Below are 21,170 nucleotides of genomic sequence, written 5' to 3'. Positions count from 1 at the left end.
TGCCCCTGAGCAGCTCGTACTAAGCCTGTTTCAGGATCTCCTCGTAGAGCCGTACCGTGCGGCGGGCCACCGCGTCCCAGCCGAACTCGCCGACCGCGCGTTCCCGCCCGGCCTCGCCCATCCGCCGGGCGGCCTCCGGGTCGCCCAGTACGGAGTCCATGGCCCGGGCGAGTCCCGCCTCGAAGCCGTCGCCGGCCGGGACCAGCAGGCCCGTCCTGCCGTCGTCCACGACCTCGGGGATCCCGCCGACCGCCGAGGCCACCACGGGCGTGCCGCAGGCCATCGCCTCCAGGTTCACGATGCCGAGCGGCTCGTACACCGAGGGGCAGACGAACAGGGCGGCGTGCGTGAGGAGCTGGATCACCTCCGGGCGCGGCAGCATCCTCGGAATCCAGAACACGCCGTCGCGGACCCGGCTCAGCTCCCCGAACAGCTCGCGGAACTCCTGGTCGATCTCCGGTGTGTCCGGCGCGCCCGCGCACAGCACGACCTGCGCGGCCGGGTCGATGTCCCGCACCGCGCGCAGCAGGTGGGGCACGCCCTTCTGGCGGGTGATGCGGCCGACGAACAGCACGTACGGACGGGAGCGGTCGAGGCCTATGCGGTCCAGGGCGTCCGTGCCGTGGTCGGGCCGGTACAGGCTCGTGTCGATGCCGTTGTGCACGACGTGGACCCTGTCCGGGTCCAGTGCCGGGTAGCAACCGAGGATGTCCTCGCGCATGGCACCCGACACGGCGACCACCGCGTCGGCGGCCTCGATCGCGGTGCGCTCGGCCCAGCTCGACAGCTCGTAGCCGCCGCCGAGCTGCTCGGCCTTCCAGGGGCGCAGCGGCTCCAGGGAGTGCGCGGTCATCACGTGCGGGATGCCGTAGAGCATCTTGGCGAGGTGGCCGCCGAGGTTGGCGTACCAGGTGTGGGAGTGGACCAGCTCGCGGCCTTCCAGGGCGGCGGCCATGGCCAGGTCGACGGAGAAGGTGCGCAGCGCGTCGTTGGCGCCGTCGAGCGTGGACCAGGGCCGGTGGCGCCGCACGCCGTCGGCGCGGCCCTCGCCCCAGCAGTGCACGTCCAGGTCGACCAGAGGCCGGAGTTCCCGGGCGAGGAACTCCACGTGGACGCCCGCACCGCCGTACACATCCGGCGGGTACTCCCGGGTCAGCAGTCCCACTCGCACCCGCAACTCCCTGCTCTCAGCGGTCGTTCCCTTTCATGGTCACCCAGATGGGGCCTGTGGGGAAGAGCGGGGCGTCCGTGTGAAGCAACAGTCACCACAAAGACCCCCGCCGGGCACGCGGTAGTACAGACAGCAGCTGCGGCGCCGGAAGGCGGTCCCGGTGAGGGTTCCCGAGCCGGCCAGCAGGGGGTGCGCGAGGAGTTCCCCGGCCAGGGAACGGGCCCGGGCGGCGGTGTCCGTCCGGCCGTGCCGCCGGGCCCAGCGGTCGAGTTCCCGGGCGGCGCCCGCCAGCGCGGAGGCGGCGTTGCCCCGCAGCAGGCCCGGGGCGAGGCGGTGGTGAGCGCGCAGGGCAGCCGAGAGGGGGTCGAGGTGGCCGCGCAGGACGACGTCCGCGAGGGTCTGTGCGTCCCCGGGGAGCGGCCGTACCGCCGAGAGCCACAGGTCGTCGGGGGCGCCGGCGTCGGCGTCCCAGTGCAGCAGCCGGGCGTCGAGGTCGGGGACACGGCCGTAGAGCGCGGCACAGCCGAGCGCCACGGACCAGAGGCGGGCCGCGAGTCCCAGGTGGGCCACGGACGCCGCGACGCGAGGCTCCGGGGTGCGCAGGGCGGTCGCTACTTTTCCGACACGGAAAATCAGGGGATTTCCGTATACATCCGGTGCCGCGGCGGCGTAGGCCTGTGCGAGAGTGGGAAGAGGCCCGGCCGCCGCTCCTCCCGTGCGCAGCACGAAGTAGCCGCCGAGCGGGCGGAGCGCGGCGAGGTCGGGGTCGAGGTTCACGAAGAGCAGTAGTACCAAGGCCCCTAAGGGACGCGACCCGGTGACCCCCGACCGGGGCGCCCACCCTGGGGATGACGGGTGTCCCCTCGTACTCCATCGGCAGTAGGACCCAATGAGTGCTCAGGGACGACGACGGGAAGACCTGGACACGGCAGGGTGTTGGTCATGAAAGCCGACCTTTCGCCGCGCCGGGCTGATCGCCCCCGCCTGACGCAGAGGAGCAGCCGATGAGCGCCCTCGCGTTGTCCGTCCTGCTGTCGCTCGTCTCCGCGTTCGCCTACGCGGGCGGGGCGATCGTGCAGGAGCGGGTCGCGGTGTCGTCGCCGGACGAGCAGTACGCGCCGCTGCGCCGGCCGGGCTGGTGGGCGGCGGTCGCGCTGAACGGCCTCGGCGGGCTGCTGCACGTGGTGGCGCTGGCGTACGGTCCGCTCAGCCTGGTGCAGCCGCTCGGCGCGCTCACCATCGTGGTGGCCCTGCCGATGGCGGCGCTGTTCGTCGGCCGCAAGGCGGGCGCCACGGCGTGGCGGGGCGCGATCATGGCGACGGTGGGGCTCGCCGGTCTGCTGTCCCTGGTCGCCGCGTCCGACGCGCAGTCGCTGGACGCGGCGGAGCGGGTGGCCGTGGCCGTGGTCACCGCGGGTGTGGTCGTGGCGCTGATGATCGCCGGCCGGGCCGCGCACCGGCACCCGGCGGTGCGCAGCATGCTGCTGGCGACCGCCTCCGGTATCGCGTTCGGCATGTCCTCGGTGTTCACCAAGACCGTGGCGGTCGACTGGACGGGCGGTGTGTCGGCGGCCGACGTGCCGTCCCTCGCCGTGATCGGCGTCCTCGCCACGGCGGGCATGCTGCTGTCGCAGGCCTCCTACCGGGGCGCCGGCCTCGCGGCCCCGCTGGCCACGCTGACGGTCGTGAACCCGGTGGTGGCGGCCGCGGTCGGCATCACGATGTTCGGCGAAACCTTCCGCTACGGCACGACGGGCACGGCGCTCGCCCTGAGCTGCGGCGTGGTGGCGGCGGGCGGCCTGATCCTGCTGACAACGGAGCGGCTCACCCACGCCCACCCGGAGGGCGAGGGCACGGGGCTGGAGGTCGCCGGCACGGGACTGGTTCCCGTGGACACGGGCCTCGGGACGACGGGGACGCTGCCCGGGCCCGCCGCGGAACCGGCCGGGAGCGGGCGGGGTCTGCTGGAGGCCGTGGGTGCGGAGGCCGGGCGCGGGGGTGACTTGAGCGGGGCTGTGGCTGCGGAATCCCGGCTCGCGGGTGACCTGGCCGGGACCATCGGCAGCCTGCCCGGGCCGGCCGGGGGCCGGCGGGATCTGCTGGAGACGGTAAGTGCCGAGGCCGGGCCCCTGGGCTCCCCGACCGGCGTCGGCGCGCTGCCCGGGACTGTGGCGCCGGGCGTCGGGGCCGGTGACCTCGGCGGAGCCGGTCGGGGGCCGTCGGGGGACGTGTCGGTGCCCGTGCCCGCTGTTGCCGTCGCCGACGTCGCCGATGAAACCGACGTGGGTCCGGACGTCACGTACGAGAGCGGGGAACCGTCGGTGTCCGCCGGGGAACGCCCGCTCTCCTACGCCGCCTTCTACGGGATCCCGTACGTGGCGATGCCCACGGTGGACCGGCACCGCAGGCGCATCAGATCCTGACGCCGCCGGCCCTGAGGTACGCGATGGGGTCGACGTCCGAGCCGAACCCGGGCCCCGTCCGCACCTCGAAGTGCAGATGCGGGCCCGAGCTGTTCCCGGTGGAGCCGGAGCGGCCGATGCGCTGGCCCGCGCTCACCGTCTGCCCGTCCCGCACGGAGATCGCCGACAGGTGGGCGTACTGGCTGTAGCGGCCGTCGCCGTGCCGGATCACGACCTGGTAGCCGTACGAACCGCCCCACCCCGCGCTGACGACACTGCCCGAGGCGACCGACTTCACGGACGTGCCGGTGGGCACGGGGAAGTCGACGCCGGTGTGGTAGCCCTTCGACCAGGACGAGCCCGCCTTGCGGTAGGGCGTCCCCAGGGAGGCGCTGACGGGGGCGACCAGCCCCTGCCGGGTGGCCGTGGACCGTGCGGCGCGCTCCTTGTTCTCGTCCTTGGACCGGTCCTTGGCGCGCTCCCCGGCGCGGTCCGGGGACGCCTTCTTCGATGACTGCTTCTGCGATGACTGCTTCTGCGACGGCGGTTTCTTCGCTGACGGCTTGGCCGACGGGACCCGCTCGGGCGCGGGGCGCGTCTTCGTGGCGCCCTCGCCGCTCAGCGCGAGCCGCTGGCCCGGCACTATCAGATCGGGATCGCTCCCTATGGCCGAGCGGTTGGCGGCGTACAGACCTCGCCAGCCGCCCCGCACCTCCCGCTCCTCCGCGATGCCCGAAAGCGTGTCGCCCCGCACCACCGTGTACATCTCGGCGCTGCCCGCCCGGGACTGCGGCGTGGACTGCGGCCGCACGTCCTCGATGGAGGTCTTGGGCCTCTGCTTCCGGTCTGCCTTCTCGCCCTTCCTCGTGCTCTCGGAGGCCGGCCGGATGTCGGGCTCGGCTCCGCCCCGGGTCAGTCCGGCCCGTACGGAGCACACCGGCCAGGCGCCCGGGCCCTGCCCGTCGAGCACCTTTTCGGCGACGGCGATCTGCTGGTCCTTCCCGGCCAGGTCCGCGCGCGCCGCGTAGGCCCGGCCGCCGTACGCCTCCCAGGTGGACTGGGTGAACTGGAGTCCGCCGTAGAAGCCGTTGCCGGTGTTGATGTTCCAGTCGTTGCTCGACTCGCAGGCGGCGACCTTGTTCCAGGTGTCCACGTCCGCCGCCTGGGCGGTGCCGGCGCCCATGAACGGGAGCGCCATGCCCGCGCCGCCCGCCGTGACGGTGAGTGAGGCGCGGTTGATCCTGTTCGGCTGATACCGGCGATGCCGGCCGCGTACGGCCATCGAGAGCCCCCCTAGACATGCGTCAGGAGGGGCAAAAGTAAGCGCTGCGAACCGGCCAGGACAAGGCGGCTATCGGCCGCCCGGTTGCCCAAATGGCCGGGATGAGGCCCCTGTTGCGCGTCGTGCGCCTCGGCGGTGCACCGCGTACGGCACCCGGTGCGCGGGTGCGGCGCACGCGGGGACGCGTACGTCGGGTGAGTGCGACGGGGGCTCTTGTGCGTATCTGCCTGCGCGACGTCGTGCGACCCGCGCGTGCGGACGAAGTAGCGGCACGTCAGGATGGGCGACGGGGGCATGCTGGTGGACAGCACCGCAGCACCGATACCGAGGTCTTTAGGAGCCAACCGAATGAGCAGTACAGCGCAGATCGGCGTCACGGGTCTCGCGGTCATGGGCCGCAACCTCGCTCGCAACTTCGCCCGCAACGGCTACGCGGTGGCGGTGCACAACCGGACCCCCGCGCGCACGCGCGCCCTGGTCGACGAGTTCGGCGGTGAGGGTGAGTTCGTCGCGTGCGAGTCCGCCAAGGAGTTCGTGGCCGCGCTGGAGCGGCCGCGGCGGCTGGTCGTGATGGTGAAGGCCGGTGAGCCGACGGACGCTGTGATCCAGGAGTTCGCGCCGCTGCTGGAGCCCGGCGACATGATCATCGACGGCGGCAACGCGCACTTCGCGGACACCCGGCGCCGGGAGCGCGACCTGCGCGAGCAGGGCATCCACTTCGTCGGCATGGGCGTGTCCGGCGGCGAGGAGGGCGCGCTCAACGGGCCGAGCATCATGCCGGGCGGCCCGAAGGAGTCGTACGACTCACTGGGCCCGATGCTGGAGAAGATCTCGGCCAAGGCCGCCGACGGTTCGCCGTGCGTCTCGCACGTCGGTCCGGACGGTGCCGGGCACTTCGTGAAGATGGTGCACAACGGCATCGAGTACGCGGACATGCAGCTCATCGGCGAGGCGTACCAGCTGCTGCGCGACGTCGCCGGGTACTCCCCCGCCCAGATCGCGGAGATCTTCCGCACCTGGAACCAGGGCCGCCTGGACTCGTACCTGATCGAGATCACGGCCGAGGTGCTCTCGCACGTGGACGCGGAGACGGGCAAGCCGTTCGTGGACGTGGTGGTGGACCAGGCCGAGCAGAAGGGCACCGGCCGCTGGACCGTGCAGATCGCGCTCGACCTGGGTGTGCCGGTGTCCGGCATCGCCGAGGCGGTCTTCGCCCGTTCGCTGTCGGGCCACGCGGAGCTGCGGGAGGCCTCGCGCGGGCTGGCCGGGCCGAAGGCGCAGCCGATGAGCGAGGCGGAGGCCGGGGCCTTCGCCGACCGGGTGGAGCAGGCGCTGTACGCGTCGAAGATCGTGTCGTACACGCAGGGCTTCCACGAGATCGACGCGGCTCGCGGCGAGTACGGCTGGGACATCGACCTCGGCGCGGTCTCCGCGCTGTGGCGGGGCGGCTGCATCATCCGCGCGGCCTTCCTGGACCGGATCCGCGCGGCCTACGACGCCCGGCCGGACCTGCCGAGCCTGCTGGCGGACGACACCTTCGCGCGGGAGATCGCGGACGCGCAGGACGACTGGCGCGAGGTGCTGGTCGCCGCGACCCGCCAGGGCGTGCCGACGCCCGGTTTCGCCGCGGCGCTCGCCTACTACGACGCCCTGCGCGCGGAGCGGCTGCCGGCCGCGCTGACGCAGGGGCAGCGGGACTACTTCGGTGCGCACACCTACCGGAGGGTGGACCGGGACGGGTCGTTCCACACGCTGTGGGGTGGCGACCGGTCGGAGGTCTCCGCGTAGGCGCTCCGCGCTGACGGAAACGGTACGGGGCCGGTGGACGGCCGCATCGGCTGTCCACCGGCCCCGTTCTCATGCCCTGTGCCGGTTCTCATACCGCCGTTCAGGACAGCGGCGGGCCCGGCTCGGGGTTCGGTACGGGTTCCGGTCCCGGCGGGATCGGGGACGGGTCGGGTCCCGGCACCGGGTCGGGGCCCGGGGGTGCCGGCGGGGTCGGTCCCGGTGGAGTCGGACCCGGCGGAGTCGGACCCGGCGGCGGGGTCGGGGCCGGGGGCGGAGGGGTGGGCTCCGGGCCCGGCGGCGGCTGCGGGTTCGGCACCGGATCGGGGTGCGGCTCCGGGGGCTGGGGCTCGGGGCCCGGCGTCGGCCCCGGCGGCACGGGGTCGGGATACGGATTCGTCATGAGGTCCTCCAGCCAGTCGCTCGACTCCGGCTCTGGACTACTCCCCCGCCTACCCGTCGGCCGCCTCCCCAGTCACCCCCGCGCGGGACGGGGAGGGGCCAGGTGGAGGTAACGGGGCCGGGCCCGGAACCGTACGTCCCGGCTCCGGAGTCAGAAGCGGCCGGGGTGTTCGGTCAACCAGCCCTTCGCGGCCGTCAGTAGGGCCTGGTCAGCCGGTGGGGCCTCGTCGGGGTGGCGTTCGGACCACTTGGCGATGTAGGGACAGAGCGGGGCGACGGCGCTGTGCTCGCGGCCGGCGATGCCGTAGAGCTCTCGCGCCAGCGCACCCGCGATGCCCTGGCCCTCGTGGGCCGGTTCGACGATCGTGTGCACGGGCACGAGCGCGCGCTCGGGGCTGTCGAGGACGAAGTACTCCATGCGGCCGACGACTTCACCGCCGGACACCGCCTCCAGGCGGCCCGCCTCGCGTTCGTCGCGGATCTCCAGGTCCTTCATGGACACGCTCCTGTCCCCTGTACGTCGGTCAGGCCCGGACGGCCTGCGGGCTGCGCTGCTGGTCCGAGCCCGGTACCGGCTCGGACGGGTCGGCGCCGAGGTCCACGATCCGGTTGTCGCGGTCCACGTGTACGACCCGGGGGGTGAGTGCCCGCGCCTCGGCGTCCGTCACCTGGGCGTAGCTGATGATGATCACCAGATCGCCGGGGTGGACGAGATGGGCGGCGGCCCCGTTGATCCCGACGACACCGGATCCCCGCTCGCCCTCGATGACGTACGTCTCCAGCCGGGCGCCGTTGGTGATGTCCACGATGTGCACGAGCTCGCCGGGCAGCAGGTCGGCGGCGTCCAGCAGGTCGGCGTCGATGGTCACCGATCCGACGTAGTGCAGGTCGGCCTGGGTGACGGTGGCTCGGTGGATCTTGGACTTGAACATGGTACGAAGCATTTTCAACTCCCAGAAGACGGCTCCCTGCCTGCTTGCTGCAGGTCAAGGGCGTTCGTCACTGTACAACGGCACGCGTTGGACTCGAAGAGTGTGAGAACATCGCTTCGCTGTGATGAGAAGGCTCCCTGCCTGCGCTTCCGGACGAGCTGGACATTCGAGGAGAAGGTCGCCACGCCTCGCGCGGCACCTGGGTGCGCGCCGGTGACGTCCTCGGCTCAGGCACCTGCGGCAACGGTGGCTGCCTCGCCGAACTGTGGGGCGTACGCGGCGAGCAGGAGCCGCCCGAGCTCGCCGCTGAGCTACAGGAGTCGTACGGGCAGGTGCGCGGCCTGGTCGACAACGCCGGCATCACCTAGCTTGCCCGCCTCGACGACGTGTCCCCTCAGGACATGGCCCACGGCCACGCCATCAACGTCACCGGGCCGCTGCTCGGCATCCAGCACCTGGCGCCCCCGATGCGCCCGGGGGCGCCGATCGTGAAGCCGGCTCGTCGGCGGCGCTGACCGCCCAGTACCTGGTGGCGTACACGACCAGCAAGTGGGCATTGCGCGGTCTGTCGAAGACGGCCGCATAGAACAGGGGGCCCGGCGGCGTCCGCGTGAACATCATCCACCCCGGCTTCATCGAGACGGACATGACCGCCTCCCCCGCGCCCGCGTTCCGCGAGACGAACGTCCTCGGGACACCGCTGGGCCGCACAGGGAGTGTGGAGGAGGTCACCCCGCTTGTAGTATTCCTCCTCTCCGCCGACGACTCCTTCATCACCGGCGCCGAGATCCCGGTGGGCGGCGGACTCACCGCGCACGGCGGCGCCACGCCGATCTCGGACGCCGTACGCTGGCAGCCGAGCCCGGACGCCGACGCCGTACCACCAGTAGGCAGCAGAACGGCTCCCTCTCCCATGGACAAGGTCCGCGCCGGTGCCGCCGAAGCGGTCGCCGACATCTCCGACGGCGCATTGCTGGCCGTCGGCGGGTTCGGCCTCAGTGGCATCCCTGGCGTGCTCATACTGGGATGCACAAAGGCCGGCGCAAAGACTCCTCATGACATGTCCTGGTCGACACGGCATCGCCCACCTGAAGAACTTGCGGGCACTGATGTCTCAAATCCTAGCGACTGCCTGGTACATGGGAAGAGTCCGTAAAGGACGGGAATATGGGACATCAGCCCATACGGGCCGCATCCTCGTGCCGCCTCCTGCCAACGCAAGCGGCAGAAGCCACCTGATCAACTACATACGAGAGCAAAGCACCCTTCATGTGGCGTCGTACGCAAGTTCAGCCAAGGCGAGGGCCTGCTTCAGGGTCTTCTCGTCACGAATCTGAATGTTCACCCGGTATCGGCGGTGCCCAGTTGCGAGCGGATAGGCGTCCGGCGCCAGCTCCGCGATCTCAGCGCTGTGCAGCAGACGAAAGTTGACCACGCCCGTGGACGCGAAGGCATAGGCGAAACCGCCGTACTGGCTGCCCTTGCGGCGGAGCCGGAGGTAGCCGGAATAGTCGAGCGGATCGCCCTCCTGCCACGTCTTGCGCTTGATGCCGTGCACTCCGACGCTCTCCCAGGAGCCGGCTTCCGCCATGAAGTCGATGAACTGCTGCGCAGCGGGGTTGAAGCCGAGCTGCGCCTTCACCGTCTCCTGCCCCTCGTCCGCCACCCCCGGTACGTCACCCTCGACTTGCCATCCGAAGTTCACGAAGTCATCACTGTCGGGGTCAGCGACCACCTGAGGCGTCGGGCGAGCGGTGTCGACCGTGCCGGGGAGTTGCTGCTGGATGAGCTCGCGAACTACGTCGGACGCGTCGAGCTCCTGCGGCGTGCCCTCAAAGCGCACATAGGTGAGTTTCACGGGTTCCCCCCCGTTCTACGAGCCGTGTCGGAGCGGACACACTAGCGCCCGGCGACGTCGGTGACAGCAAAGTCGGAGAAGGTCCCGGGACCAGGGTTGACCGTAAAGAACGCTCGCCCCACCTCGGTGTACGTAGGCTCGCCATGCGGTATGCGCCCCCAGGGCGCATACCAGAGTCAACCCGGCCGTATCCGGTGGACGAGCTACTGGCCGCGGTCCGACTGGAGATCGCTACCGAGGTGCGCAGCGACGGCACAAGTAACCCGTGCGGGTGAGGGCGTGTCCGCGCAGGAAGCTCGTCGGGCCGCGACCGGTGTCAGTGATCTTAGACAGGCACCGACTCGTCCCGAAAACGACGAACGCCTTTCGGCCAGTTCAATGGAATGGCTTGGCCGACTCGCGACAAGCGCGCTGTCCTGCCGTGCGCTCCGCTGTCACACTCGAGCCGATTCCCGCGCTGAACCACCCACGAGTTCCCTCAGCTTCGCCCGCGTCTCCGAGTCGGTCGAGTACACGACCGTGCCGACCATGCCCCGGGTCAGCAGCACCTTGTAAGTGTTGCGGATCAGGCGGTCCACGTCGGCGTCGGAGGTGGACCGCCTGAACACCGGGTCCTTGGACGCCGTGCGGTCGGTGACCCAGCGGTCGCCGCGCCAGAGCAGGTCGGGGCCGATGATGACGCCGGACCAGTCGTACTCGAAGCCCTGGGCGGTGTAGACGCAGCCGACCTGGCCGAAGCCGGCCGGGTCGGTGGCCCACAGGGCGGCCGGTGGAGCTCCGGAGACGGAGCGGTCGCCACGCAAGTTCCAGGGGCGGGCCCAGTCGCCGATGACGACGTCGGGCGGCAGCGGCTCGCCGGGCCTGGGCTCTGGGGACCAGCGCCAGCAGTAGCCGGCGGACATGCGGGCACCGTAGCCCTGGGCTCTCCGGGCCTCAAGGAACGCCTCCATTTCCTGAGGGCTCTCGGCAACCAGCAGCTGCATACGGCCGTCGGGCTCCCAGGTGACCGGTCCGCCGAGCTCCAGTCCGAGGAGTCGGACCACCCAGCGCAGGTAGGCGTCGCTGCCGCCGCAGCGGAACTGGCTGTCCAGGGGTACGACGTGGCACGGGATGTCGCGCTTCGCCGCCGCCTCCTTGATGTCGGCGACGGTGCCCATCTCGCCGGGGCGCACGACCTGGTGCTCGTCGAGGAAGAAGACGGGCACGTAGGCGACGTCGATGAGTTCGTCGATCTGGGCCCTGCCGGTCCGGTGCTCGGCGCGGGTGTAGCGGTTGGCAGAGGTCTCCCGGATGCGGTGGGCCTCGTCGCAGATCAGGGCGCCCAGGCTGTTCTTCTCGGCGGTCATGAAACTGTTGAAGTACTTGAACAGGTCCTGGACTTCACGTTTGCGGGCCCCGGCGATCTTCCGCATCGTCTTGGTGAAGGACTGGGATCCGGTGGCGTGCAGCGCCGGTACGCCACGCCGGTACAGCTCTCCGAGCAGTTGGAGAGCGATCACGCTCTTTCCGGTGCCGGGTCCTCCCGTGACGATGACGACTTCCTTACGGTCGGCGTTCTTCGCCTTCTGCACCGCGTTGAGCACCATGCGGTACGCGACCTGCTGTTCGTCGAGGAGCACAAACTGCGTACGCTCCCGCACTTCTTCGGCGGCCACGGACATCAGCTGCTTCGACGGCACGGCGACGCCTGCGCAGAGTTCGTCCGCCGCCCCTGACCCCGGGTGCTTGTCGCTCAGCCTCGTACGGAGGTGGTCGAGGAAGGCGCCTCGGCGCTCCCCGGTGAAGAGCAGGCCATGACCGTTGCGTTCGATCTCCCTCAGCCCGGTCACACCGAACTCGGTGGCGTTGTGCAGGAACGCCACCCCGTTGACCCGGTGGCCGTGTCCGGCCAGGGCCCCGTTGAAGTTGACGAGGTACTCACAGTAGCGGCGCACCTGCTCGACCGGGTTGAGGACCGGGTGGGCGTAGGCGTCGACATGGCAGAGGGTGGGATCGTCCTCGTGGGGAAGGGCCTGGCTCCACTGCTTGAGTTCCACCACGACGTACGACGGCTCCCCTGTGGCCGGGTGGACTCCGGCGAGGACGACGTCGGCCCGTTTGCTGTTCAGCGGGAGCGCGTACTCCAGCATGACCTCCACGTCGCCCAGGCCCGCGTCGTTGAGCGCGGTGGCGAGGACGGGGATGCTGCGCTCCCAGGAGCGCAGCTCCGAGGTACCGGGCCGGTAGCCGTGCATGTGGACGAAATTGTCGGTGAGGTGCAGGAACAGCGAACCGTCGAGCGCCATGACGGCGACCGTTTTCGCGGACGCGCGGAACAGCAAGGACTTCCCCCGGGCAGCACGAAGAGACTCGTGCGGGTGGGGGCATGTCCTTCGAAACTCCACCGAGGTGGAGCGGAAGCCCGTCGGGCCGCATTGACGACGAGTCGAGGGTACCTGGCAGCACTGACGGCCCTGTTGGAGGGCGCATTTGGCGTGGCACCGCTACACCATCGGCTTGTGGCCAGTGCGATGCCAGACCAGGCGAAGTCACCGTCATAGAAGGACCTGCAGTCGGCCGTCGCCACCGTGTACAGAATGTCTAGGCAGACCGTCGGCACGCCACCCGAGGTGCGCTCAAGGGCGCCGTACTGCTCGCCGGAACCGACGGCACACTCGGTCAGACGGGGGGTCTCGCAGACGTGGACCCGGGTCCGAGATGGGTATGGCCAGGAGCAGGCCGCGCAGTTCGCGCAAATCGTGGGATTCCACGTGGTGGTGGGCCCGCCCACCCCTGCAAGGCCGCCTCGCGCCAGGTGTCGCCGGTCGGGCGCAGGTAGGTGAGCACCGTGCTGAAGATCTCGTCGACATTGACCGAGCCCATGCGTGGACAGGGCCCGGCGGGCCGGGGGCACGAACCGATGCCGGGGAAGAACCTCGCCAGGTGCGGATCGCCTGAGTGACGACGGTGTTCGCGCCGAGCAGGCTCTGGCGGGCGAGTGCGCCGCCGCGGCGTGCTCCCTCCAGGTGTTGGGCAGCCCAGGCGTGAGCGGACAGTGGTGCGGCTTCCAGCTCTCGATCGTGCGCGGGCTCGTTCGGCCGCCGCCGGGTGAGGGACCGATCGACAGGGCCGTCAGGGGCGGTTCCCCAGTTGCTCCGGTGTCGGGGCCAGGCCCTGCCCGACAGCGCGGGCTCGCCAGCGGACATCTAGGTTCGGCCGGCGGATCGTGGCGGTGAGGCCTGTGATCGGTCTGACAGGAAGGAGTCGGGGAAATGCCTCGCACCTCTGCTTGTACAGGCGTTTGAGTTGATCGTGCTGGACGGTTGCAGGCCGCCTCCCGACGGGCCCACTCGGCAGGCTCGTAGTCGGTTCGGCCCGCGCAGCGGCCGTCGGCAGGTTTCACGCTCACCCGCGCCACAGCCGCTGCGTCCCCTGCCCGAGACCGACCAGGGCCAGGCGAATCCGTCTCGTGTGCGGGCCGGGTCCTCCGCAGAGAGCTCCTGGGGACTCGCCGGCGCCTCGCTCACGCCTGGTGACGACCCAGCAGGCCCACGACTGCTGCGCCACACGTGCGGCCGGGGCCGCGTGTCCGCCGAGGGATTCGGCCGCGCTGTCTGCTCCCTGCCTGCTCATCGCAGGTCAAGTACGGCATCCGGAGATCACCCCGATACGCGTGTTCAGCCAGCCGTCCCGAGATGTTCGAGGACTCACACTGACACTGACCCATGCAGACAGCACTGCCGACTGTTGACATTTGACAGACCTGCGTTCATGAATGTTAAGAAGAGCGCCACGGACCGCGACCGACGAGAGGGAAGCCCTGTGAGTCCACAGTCTGCAAGGCCGACCCGACTGCCTCGCGAGACCTTCGCCTCGATGGTGACCGAACGCCTTCGGGAGGACATCATCGATGGCACCCTCGCCCCCGGCACACAGCTCAGCGAGGTGGAGTTGGCCACGAACTTCGGGGTGAGCCGCGGGCCGATCCGTGAGGCGCTCCAGCGGCTGATCCAGGAGGGGCTGCTTCGCGGCGAGCCTCATCGGCGGGTCTCCGTCCCGGTCCTCACCAAGGAGGACGTCGCCGACATCTACCTGGCCCGTACGGCGTTGGAGTCCGCGGCCGCCCAGTCCATCATCGCCTCCGGCAAGTCGGAGGAGGCCTTCGAGCAACTGGACAGGAACGTCAGGGCGATGGACTCCGCCGAAGCGGCCGGCGACTGGGAAGCGGTGAAGAGGCACGACCTGGAGTTCCACACCGTCCTGGTGGCCGCCTCGGGGAGCCGGCGACTCCAGCGCATGTTCAGCACGGTGATCTCCGAGACCCGGCTGTGTGTCGGCGTCCTCACCGCGGAGGAGGCCCGGCACGGTCACGAAGGTGGAAGCCCGGGTGAAGGCACGCATCGCAAGATCAGCGAGATGATCCGGGACGGCGACACCGCGGGCGCGCTGGAGGCGCTGAAGAAGCACTTCGATGACGCTGTGTCGGTTCTGGCCGGCCGGGACGCGGAGGGACCGGCCCCCCGGAAGTGACGCACGAGGTCAGGGGCCTCGCCGCGGTGGAGCAACTAGAAGGCGGTGTAGCCGCCGTCCACGGGGAGGACCGCTCCGGTGATGTACGACGACTCCGGCGAGGCGAGGAACAGGACCGCGTTCGCGATCTCCTCGGGGCTGGCGAGGCGCTGGAGCGGTATCTGCGCTTCACGCTCGCGGCGGTAGGCCTCGGGGTCGGGCCGGCGCTGGAACGACGCCTCGATGACGGGTGTGACGGTCAGGCCCGGAGCGACGACATTGACGCGGATGTTGCGGGGCGCCCATTCGATGGCCGCTCCCTTGGCCAGCATGATGAGGCCTCCCTTGGCGGCGGAGTACAGCACTTCCTCGGGCTTGCCGACCATGCCGAGCCGTGAGCCGACGCAGACGAAGGAGCCCCCGGTCTCGGGCATGAGCGGCGCGAAGTGCTTCATCACCAGGAACGCGCTGAGCAGGTTGCTGTGCAGCACGTTCTTCGCGTCCTCGTACGCCATCTCGGTGAGCGGGCTGCTGACCTGCAGACCGTGGTTGATGACGACGACGTCGACAGTCCCCAGGGACTCGACGGCCCGCTGAGCGAGGCTCGCGACGAACGTCTCGTCGTTGAGGTCGCCGGGGACGTACAGGTCGTCGGGCTCGGCGGTGTGCAGCTGCTCCCTGCGGCCGGTGAGGAGCAGCCGTGCGCCCTCCCGGCGGAAGTGGGAGCTCACCGCCTCCCCGATTCCGCTACCGGCTCCGGTAACCAGCGCCGTGACCTTCTCAAGTCTCATGTCAGCCACTCTTTCTTGGTTGGGCGGGGAAGTGGGGGGGGCGCTGTCGCGCGGCCGCTCAGCTGAGACGGCCCCGGGCCGCGACCGGCCATCGCTGCGGCATCGTGCCCTGCGAGTCGGTCACGATCAGTTCCTCAAGTTGTTCACGATCGGGCACACGTGGTTGGGCACCATCGGGAGGACGGTTCCGAGACTCGGCCGCGGCTCCTCGGGGGGCACGGCGAGAAAGCCGTGGTACTCGTTGAGCTTCGACAGGACCAACGGTCGATGTTCCGCTGCACGAGGTCGATCAGCACGATGGGCGCGGGCGTGCCCACCCGCTCGACCAGCGCGTCGAGTGCTCGTTGGAGCCGGTGCACGCTGCGCTCCTTACCCTCTCCGCGTCGGCCACCTGACTGCTCACCGAACTCCGGCGTACTGGCGACGAAGACCAGCATCTGCACGATCCGGACCCGGTCCAGGTCACCCACCGCTTGACGTGCCAAGCCCCGGGCCGCCTCCATCTCGACGTCCCGGCCGACGATTCCCTGCCCCAGCAGCACACCGTCCTTGTAGGGAAGCTGGCCCGACACGTAAACGCTGAAGCCGAGCCGGTTCGCGTGCTGGTTTCCACTGCGCGATCCGGGCCGCCTCTGGGAGGCGGCCCGATGTCGATGGAGTGACGGTAAGACGCCCTCTGCCAACTGTCAACAGTTATCTGTTTGCACTCAACCTGGTCGTCGCGGGGATGCTCTCGGGCGTCCGGGTGCACGCGCAGTGCGTCAACTTCCGGGAAAATTAATTAGGTTAGGCTAAGCTAAGCGGCACTCGTGAGTTCGGATCCGTGCGGTGCGTCATCAGGGGAGGGAACCGCCGTGGGCTTGCCGACCATCGACTCGTCTCCGATGCCGGATCGTTCCTGCCTTCCCCGCGCGCATGTCTCCTGGAGGATCGACCCGGCCCGTGCGGCGCTGCTGGTCCACGACGTGCAGAACCACTTCGTCGGGGCGTTCCCGGCTGGGCGCTCCCCCGTGGTGGAACTCGTCGACAACATCGTGGCGCTGCGCGAACTCGCCGACGCCCTGGGCCTGCCCGTCGTCTTCAGCGCTGAGTCGGCCGGACAGCCGCCGGGCACGCGGGGTCTGGTCGCCGACATGTGGGGGCCGGGCATCGGGGACGAGCCGGATGCCGCCGCGATCATCGCGCCCCTCCGGCCCCGCCCCGGCGAACATCTGCTGGCGAACGTGCGGCACAACGCCTTCCTGCGCAGCCATCTCGGCAGACTGCTGCGCTCCAAGGGCCGCGACCAGCTGATCATCTGCGGGGTGCACGCACATCTCGGCGTCCTGCTGACGGCGGCGGACGCCTTCATGAACGACTTCCAGCCGTTCGTCGTCGCCGACGCAGTGGCCGACATCTCCGCCGAGGAACACTCCCTGGCCCTTCGATGGGCCGCGCGCAGCGGCGTGGTCTGCACAACGGACTCCCTGCTGCGCGGCCTGCTCCTCGACAAGGAGCGGCGGAACGCGTGACGACGCTCCCCCTGTCCGTCCGAAGTCCTGGCCTGCCCATGAATGGAGTGGCTCCGTGAGCGTGATCCGAGCCGACCAGGTCGCGACCTGGTCCCCCGAAGAGCTCCACCCGCCGGAGGAGCTCAGGGGCAGCACGGTCGTCGTCAAGTACGGCGGCCACGCCATGGTGGACCCCGGCCTCCAGGAGGCGTTCGCCCACGACGTCGTGGAGCTGTGGCGGGCGGGTCTGCGCCCGGTCGTCGTGCACGGCGGCGGACCGCAGATCAGCGCGATGCTCGACCGCCTCGGCCTGGAGAGCCGTTTCGAGGCGGGCCTCCGGGTCACCACCCCGGAGACCATGGACGTGGTGCGCATGGTGCTGACCGGACGGGTCCAGCGGGAATTGGTCGGCCACATCAACACCCATGGCCCCCTCGCCGTGGGGATGACGGGCGAGGACGCGCACACCATGACGGCCGTACGGCGGCCGGCCTGGGTGGACGGCCGGGCGGTGGACATCGGCCTGGTCGGCGACGTCGTCGACGTGAATCCGCGCGCGGTGCGCACGCTCCTGGAGCAGGGGCACATCCCCGTGGTCTCCCCTGTGGCCCGCGGTGAGGACGCGCAGGTCTACAACGTGAACGCCGATCTGGCGGCGTCGGCCCTGGCCGTGGCTCTCGACGCCGCCCGCCTGGTGGTGCTCACCGACGTGGCGGGACTGTACGCCGACTGGCCGCACAGCACCGAGGTGATCGAGCGGCTGACGGCCGACGAACTGGCGGCGTTGCTGCCTGGGTTGGCGGCCGGGATGCTGCCGAAGATGGAGGGCTGTCTGCGGGCCGTCCGCGGCGGCGTGGACAGGGCGCACGTGCTCGACGGCCGTGTACCGCACGCACTGCTGCGGGGCGTACTGGGCCGGAACAGCCCCGGCACCACGGTGTTGCCGGAGCAGGGCCCGGGCGCCGGGGCGAGCTTCGCCTGAGGATCCGAGGCCGTCACAGGGTCAGCGCGAGGACGCGCGCGTTGCGGCGCGGGTCCAGGGAGGTCGCCCAGGCCGGAGGCGCGAGGCGCACGCCGGCCGGGGCGAACCCGTGCCGCAGGAAGAGGCCGCCGCCGCCGACCGTCGCGGTGAACAAGGAGCCCACCGACTGGGCGCGCGCCCTGGCCACCGCGGCACGCAGCAGCCGGCCTCCCAGTCCGCTGCCCTGCCGGTGCCGGGCCACGCAGAAGTTGTAGAGGACGCCCGCGGGACCGCGACCCGCCTCCGCGTCGGCCACGTGTACGCGCAGGGCCAGGCAGCCTTCCAGGGCGCCGTCGGATCCCTCGGCCACGACGAAGTCGGCCGCGTGGGCGGCATAGAGCGAGGCCGGTCGGCGGCGTAACGCCCCCGAACGCACGAAGGGCTGGGACAAGGCGGCGAGTGCGGTGGCGTCCTCGGGGCGGGCGGGGCGTACGACGGAGGTCGCTGTGAGAGGAGCACGCGGCAACGGCGGTGCCATGCGGTGCGTAGCCGTGTTCAAGGCTTCCCTTCCCCGCTTTCGGGTCCGCCGTCGCGTCGATCGCGACCGTCGACGTACGTCGCCACCACCTCGATGTCGCCGATGCGGGAGGTGTCGACGCGTCGCGGGTCGTCGCCGAGCACGACCAGGTCGGCGCGCTTGCCCGGGGAGAGGCTGCCGACGCTGTCCTCCCAGTGGCAGGCATAGGCCCCGGCGACGGTGTAGGCGCGCAGCGCCTCCTCCACGGTGATGCCCTCGTCCGGACCGATCACCTGGCCGGACTCGGAGGCGCGCTCGACCATGAACTGGACGGCCCGCAGTGGGGATCCGTCGGTGACCGGACGGTCGGAGCTGCCGACGAGGGTGATGCCGTGGTCCAGGAAGGCCTTGCCCCGGTACAGCCACGGCGCCCGCTCGGCGCCCATGATCGCCGCGTAGTCGTCGCCGAAGTAGCGCAGGAAGTTGGGCTGGACGACGGCGCTCACGCCGAGCCGCGCGAAGCGCGAGAGCTGGTCGGGGCGGATGAGGCCCGCGTGTTCGACACGGTGCCGGACGCCGTGGCGCGGGCGCAGGCGCTGGGCCCGTTCCAGGGCGTCGAGGGCGACGTCGGCCGCGCGGTCGCCGATGGCGTGCACGGCGAGCTGCCAGCCGGCGAGGTGGCCGGCCACGATCGTCTTGGTGAGCGTCTCCGGGTCGTCCTGCAACTGGCCCGTGTGGTCCAGCCCTTCATAGGGGCTGCTCAGCGCGGCGGTGCGGGCCATCATGCCGCCGTCGGTGTAGATCTTCAGCGCGCCGACGGAGAGCCAGTCGTCACCGAAACCCGTGCGCAGGCCGAGGTCCAGGGCCCTGGGAATGCCGTCGGCCTCGTGCGCGGCGACGGGCCGCAGCCGGTCCGCGGCGACCATGAGCTGCACCCGTAGCGGCAACAGGCCCTTTTCACGGGCGAGTTGGTAGGCGCCGAGTTCGACCGGACTGTGCCCGAAGAGGGCGCCGCCGATCCCTGCCTCGGCGCAGGCGGTGACGCCTTCGGCGACGCAGGTCCGGGCGGCGCGTCCGATCGCCTCGGCGAGTTCGTCCTGGGAGTACGGCAGGCGCAGTGCGCGGGCGGCGCCCATCGCGCCCTCGGCGAGGAAACCGTCCCCGTGGGGAACGCCGGCGGGGAGCAGGTCCAGGACGGCGGTGTTGACGACGCAGCCGTGTCCGGAGTCGTGCAGCACGAACACCTTGCGTCCGTGGCTCACCCGGTCCAGTTCGGCGGCGGTCAGATGACGGCCCAGGGCCCGCTGGTCGTAGCCGGCGATGCTCACCCAGGCGCCGGGCGAGCCCTTCCGGAGGACGGCCTCCTCGACGACGGCCAGCACGTCGTCGATCCGCGTGCGGCCCGCGATGCTCGGCGTGTTCTGCTTGAAGCCGGTCCAGGCCAGGTGCACATGGGCGTCGATGAACCCGGGCAGCACGGTGGCGCCCTGAAGGTCGATCACCTCCCGTGCGGGCAGCGAGGTCACGGCCTCGTCCAGGCCCACGATCCGGCCCTTCCAGATGCCCAGGTCGTGGGCGACGGGGTGGGCCGGGTCCATGGTGACGAAACGGGCGTTCGTCAGTTTGGTGCAGAGCATCGGGTGTCAGGCGTCCATGGACTCGGCGAGGGAACGGGGGCGCAGATCGGTCCAGTTGGCCTCGACGTACTCCAGGCAGGCCTCCCGGGTGTTCTCCGCGAAGGCGATGGTCCAGCCCCCGGGCACATCCGCGAAGGACGGCCAGAGCGAGTGCTGGCCCTCGTCGTTCACGAGGACGAGGAAACGGCCGTCGGCGTCGTCGAAGGGGTTGGTGCTCATGTGCCGGTGCCTCCTGTGAAATTAGGTTAGGCTCGCCTAATCGCAACTGAGCTTAGCCTTCTCGCTTTCCGCTCCACAAGGAGACGTGCAATGAGGTTGGTGGGGGAAGACACGTTCGCCGCGTTCGGACTGCCCGGCACACCCGGCTCCGACGCGTTCTGGGCGGCCGCGCGGACACCCGTGTCGATACCCGACGGCGACGGCTGGACGACCCTCTTCCTGTGGCGTGGGTCCGATGCGGCGAGCATCGACTTCGAGAGCTGGTCAGAGCCGGTGCCCCTGCGCCGGTTCGGCGACACGGACTGCTGGTACGCCGAGGTGCGCATGCCCGCGCGGCTGCGGGTGACGTATCAGTTCCGCGTGGGCGAGGAGGCGTACGCCGATGCGCTCAACCCGGTCGGGGCCGGCGGAGACCGGTCCATCGCGGCGACGCCGGACGCGCCGGCCCAGCCGCACTGGCCCGCTGTCGGCGCCGACGGCGTGCTTCCCCTCCCCCGCACCCGGATCCGCTGGGCCAGTGAACGGCTGGGCGGGCGGCGGACCGTGCGCGTGCATCCGGCGGGCGGCGGCGGGCCGGTGGTCCTGCTCCTCGACGGGGACGACTGGCTGTATCTGCACCCGGCCATGACCGCGTTCGACTCGGCGGTCGCCAGTGGGGAGATGCCACCGGTCACTCTCGTCTTCCTGCCGGCCAAGGACAGGGAGGCCGAGTTCGCGTGCCGGGCCGCGCTGTGGGAGGCGGTCCGGGACGAACTGCTGCCGCTGGTGGTGGAGTCCGGGGTCCCCGCCGAGCTTGACCGGCTGGTGGTCGTTGGGCAGAGCCTGGGCGGGCTGAGCGCGCTGTACGCGGCACTGGAGTTCCCTGACCTGGTGTCCCGCGTCGCCTGCCAGTCACCGTCGTTCTGGTGGACACCCGATGCCCTGGGCCTGGCGGACCCCTTGGGCGGCCCGGTCGGCGGAGCGATCGCCGCGCGCCTGCGGGAGCGCCCCGACCTGTCCGGTCTGCGGGTCGCGTTCGACGTGGGGGAACACGAGAAGCGGATGCTGCCCCACTGCGAGCTGGTCGAGACCCAGGCCGGACAGGCCGGTGCGACGGTTCGGGTTGCGCGGTCGGCGTCGGGCCACGACCGGGCGGGGTGGCGGCAGGCCCTGCTCAGGGATGTCGCCTGGGCCCTCGCTCACCACGGCTGACGCGATGAGAAGATCCGACTGAGCCGTGTCCGCGTGATGAGTGG

General features: G+C 70.8%; 19 protein-coding genes and 3 pseudogenes. 9 read left to right on the top strand and 13 right to left on the bottom strand.

What is annotated here, in order from left to right:
- Nucleotides 1–19: 19 nt before the first annotated feature.
- On the bottom strand, nucleotides 20–1,171 hold the full coding sequence (glgA, locus tag ABFX81_RS05690; RefSeq protein WP_086854741.1) for a glycogen synthase: 1,152 nt from the start codon (nucleotides 1,169–1,171) through the stop codon (nucleotides 20–22).
- Between the two features lie 39 nt (nucleotides 1,172–1,210).
- A complete protein-coding gene (locus tag ABFX81_RS05685) occupies nucleotides 1,211–1,966 on the bottom strand; it encodes a (2Fe-2S)-binding protein (protein WP_346137694.1) in 756 nt (251 codons plus the stop codon).
- Between the two features lie 209 nt (nucleotides 1,967–2,175).
- Here ABFX81_RS05685 and ABFX81_RS05680 point away from each other — a divergent pair, with 209 nt between their 5' ends.
- Complete coding sequence (locus ABFX81_RS05680) at nucleotides 2,176–3,594, top strand: DMT family transporter (RefSeq protein ID WP_086854743.1); 1,419 nt, start codon at nucleotides 2,176–2,178, stop codon at nucleotides 3,592–3,594.
- Here ABFX81_RS05680 and ABFX81_RS05675 read toward each other — a convergent pair.
- On the bottom strand, nucleotides 3,584–4,855 hold the full coding sequence (locus ABFX81_RS05675; RefSeq protein ID WP_086854744.1) for a peptidoglycan DD-metalloendopeptidase family protein: 1,272 nt from the start codon (nucleotides 4,853–4,855) through the stop codon (nucleotides 3,584–3,586). The two genes, ABFX81_RS05680 and ABFX81_RS05675, sit on opposite strands and share 11 nt — an antisense overlap.
- Before the next feature lie 348 nt (nucleotides 4,856–5,203).
- Here ABFX81_RS05675 and gndA point away from each other — a divergent pair, with 348 nt between their 5' ends.
- Nucleotides 5,204–6,643, top strand: a complete 1,440-nt coding sequence (gene gndA / locus ABFX81_RS05670; RefSeq protein WP_346137693.1) for an NADP-dependent phosphogluconate dehydrogenase — start codon at nucleotides 5,204–5,206, stop codon at nucleotides 6,641–6,643.
- 550 nt (nucleotides 6,644–7,193) lie between these two features.
- On the opposite strand, the gene ABFX81_RS05665 is transcribed toward gndA, so the two are convergent.
- On the bottom strand, nucleotides 7,194–7,538 hold the full coding sequence (locus ABFX81_RS05665) for a GNAT family N-acetyltransferase (RefSeq protein WP_346137692.1): 345 nt from the start codon (nucleotides 7,536–7,538) through the stop codon (nucleotides 7,194–7,196).
- A 28-nt stretch (nucleotides 7,539–7,566) separates the two neighbouring features.
- On the bottom strand, nucleotides 7,567–7,986 hold the full coding sequence (gene panD / locus ABFX81_RS05660; RefSeq protein ID WP_086598998.1) for an aspartate 1-decarboxylase: 420 nt from the start codon (nucleotides 7,984–7,986) through the stop codon (nucleotides 7,567–7,569).
- Between the two features lie 144 nt (nucleotides 7,987–8,130).
- Between panD and ABFX81_RS05655 the strand changes: the two are divergent.
- The 3 genes and pseudogenes from ABFX81_RS05655 to ABFX81_RS05645 all read left to right on the top strand — a co-directional run.
- Nucleotides 8,131–8,276 (top strand): annotated as a pseudogene (locus tag ABFX81_RS05655) (fumarylacetoacetate hydrolase family protein); the annotation flags it as partial.
- A pseudogene (locus ABFX81_RS05650) lies at nucleotides 8,265–8,824 on the top strand (SDR family NAD(P)-dependent oxidoreductase); the annotation flags it as partial. The pseudogenes ABFX81_RS05655 and ABFX81_RS05650, both read left to right, overlap by 12 nt.
- 63 nt (nucleotides 8,825–8,887) lie before the next feature.
- Nucleotides 8,888–9,130, top strand: a complete 243-nt coding sequence (locus tag ABFX81_RS05645; protein WP_346137776.1) for a CoA-transferase — start codon at nucleotides 8,888–8,890, stop codon at nucleotides 9,128–9,130.
- Nucleotides 9,131–9,241: 111 nt separating this feature from the next.
- Here ABFX81_RS05645 and ABFX81_RS05640 read toward each other — a convergent pair whose 3' ends face one another.
- From ABFX81_RS05640 to ABFX81_RS42160, 3 genes and pseudogenes are all read right to left on the bottom strand, one after another.
- Nucleotides 9,242–9,832 (bottom strand): hypothetical protein, encoded by a 591-nt coding sequence (locus ABFX81_RS05640; RefSeq protein ID WP_346137691.1) that lies wholly within the window; start codon nucleotides 9,830–9,832, stop codon nucleotides 9,242–9,244.
- A 434-nt stretch (nucleotides 9,833–10,266) separates the two neighbouring features.
- Nucleotides 10,267–12,153, bottom strand: coding sequence for a DNA/RNA helicase domain-containing protein (locus ABFX81_RS05635; RefSeq protein WP_086851126.1), 1,887 nt, complete (start codon nucleotides 12,151–12,153; stop codon nucleotides 10,267–10,269).
- 188 nt (nucleotides 12,154–12,341) lie between these two features.
- Nucleotides 12,342–12,602, bottom strand: a pseudogene (locus ABFX81_RS42160) (DUF2399 domain-containing protein); the annotation flags it as partial.
- Between the two features lie 1,085 nt (nucleotides 12,603–13,687).
- On the opposite strand from ABFX81_RS42160, the gene ABFX81_RS05630 reads away from it, so the two are divergent.
- On the top strand, nucleotides 13,688–14,341 hold the full coding sequence (locus ABFX81_RS05630) for a GntR family transcriptional regulator (RefSeq protein WP_346137690.1): 654 nt from the start codon (nucleotides 13,688–13,690) through the stop codon (nucleotides 14,339–14,341).
- Between the two features lie 35 nt (nucleotides 14,342–14,376).
- On the opposite strand, the gene ABFX81_RS05625 is transcribed toward ABFX81_RS05630, so the two are convergent.
- Both ABFX81_RS05625 and ABFX81_RS42155 read right to left on the bottom strand, forming a co-directional pair.
- A complete protein-coding gene (locus tag ABFX81_RS05625; RefSeq protein WP_086851122.1) occupies nucleotides 14,377–15,111 on the bottom strand; it encodes an SDR family oxidoreductase in 735 nt (244 codons plus the stop codon).
- A gap of 126 nt (nucleotides 15,112–15,237) precedes the next feature.
- Entirely contained in the window at nucleotides 15,238–15,372 is a 135-nt protein-coding gene (locus tag ABFX81_RS42155; RefSeq protein ID WP_428837135.1) for a hypothetical protein, read from the bottom strand.
- A 623-nt stretch (nucleotides 15,373–15,995) separates the two neighbouring features.
- Between ABFX81_RS42155 and ABFX81_RS05620 the strand changes: the two genes are divergently transcribed.
- The gene (locus tag ABFX81_RS05620) at nucleotides 15,996–16,622 is read left to right on the top strand and encodes an isochorismatase family protein (RefSeq protein WP_086851132.1); all 627 of its coding nucleotides are present in this window, start codon (nucleotides 15,996–15,998) and stop codon (nucleotides 16,620–16,622) included.
- Nucleotides 16,623–16,683: 61 nt separating this feature from the next.
- Nucleotides 16,684–17,583, top strand: coding sequence for an acetylglutamate kinase (gene argB / locus ABFX81_RS05615; RefSeq protein WP_346137775.1), 900 nt, complete (start codon nucleotides 16,684–16,686; stop codon nucleotides 17,581–17,583).
- Nucleotides 17,584–17,596: 13 nt separating this feature from the next.
- Here the strand turns inward: argB and ABFX81_RS05610 are convergent, their stop codons facing one another.
- From ABFX81_RS05610 to ABFX81_RS05600, 3 genes are read right to left on the bottom strand one after another with little or no spacing between them, the layout of a single operon-like run.
- Nucleotides 17,597–18,100 carry a GNAT family N-acetyltransferase gene (locus ABFX81_RS05610; protein WP_086851121.1) on the bottom strand — a complete coding sequence of 168 codons (504 nt, stop codon included), beginning with the start codon at nucleotides 18,098–18,100 and terminating at the stop codon, nucleotides 17,597–17,599.
- Between the two features lie 17 nt (nucleotides 18,101–18,117).
- On the bottom strand, nucleotides 18,118–19,716 hold the full coding sequence (locus tag ABFX81_RS05605) for an amidohydrolase family protein (protein WP_086851120.1): 1,599 nt from the start codon (nucleotides 19,714–19,716) through the stop codon (nucleotides 18,118–18,120).
- A gap of 6 nt (nucleotides 19,717–19,722) precedes the next feature.
- On the bottom strand, nucleotides 19,723–19,935 hold the full coding sequence (locus ABFX81_RS05600) for an MbtH family NRPS accessory protein (protein WP_086851119.1): 213 nt from the start codon (nucleotides 19,933–19,935) through the stop codon (nucleotides 19,723–19,725).
- Nucleotides 19,936–20,025: 90 nt separating this feature from the next.
- Here ABFX81_RS05600 and ABFX81_RS05595 point away from each other — a divergent pair, with 90 nt between their 5' ends.
- Nucleotides 20,026–21,126 carry an alpha/beta hydrolase-fold protein gene (locus ABFX81_RS05595; RefSeq protein WP_086851117.1) on the top strand — a complete coding sequence of 367 codons (1,101 nt, stop codon included), beginning with the start codon at nucleotides 20,026–20,028 and terminating at the stop codon, nucleotides 21,124–21,126.
- The last annotated feature ends 44 nt before the right edge of the window (nucleotides 21,127–21,170 follow it).

It is taken from the genome of Streptomyces coeruleofuscus (assembly GCF_039532725.1).
In the GTDB taxonomy this organism is placed as follows: domain Bacteria; phylum Actinomycetota; class Actinomycetes; order Streptomycetales; family Streptomycetaceae; genus Streptomyces; species Streptomyces coeruleofuscus.
The sequence above is the reverse complement of the archived record's forward strand: the minus strand, read 5'-3'. Positions and strand labels throughout refer to the sequence as shown.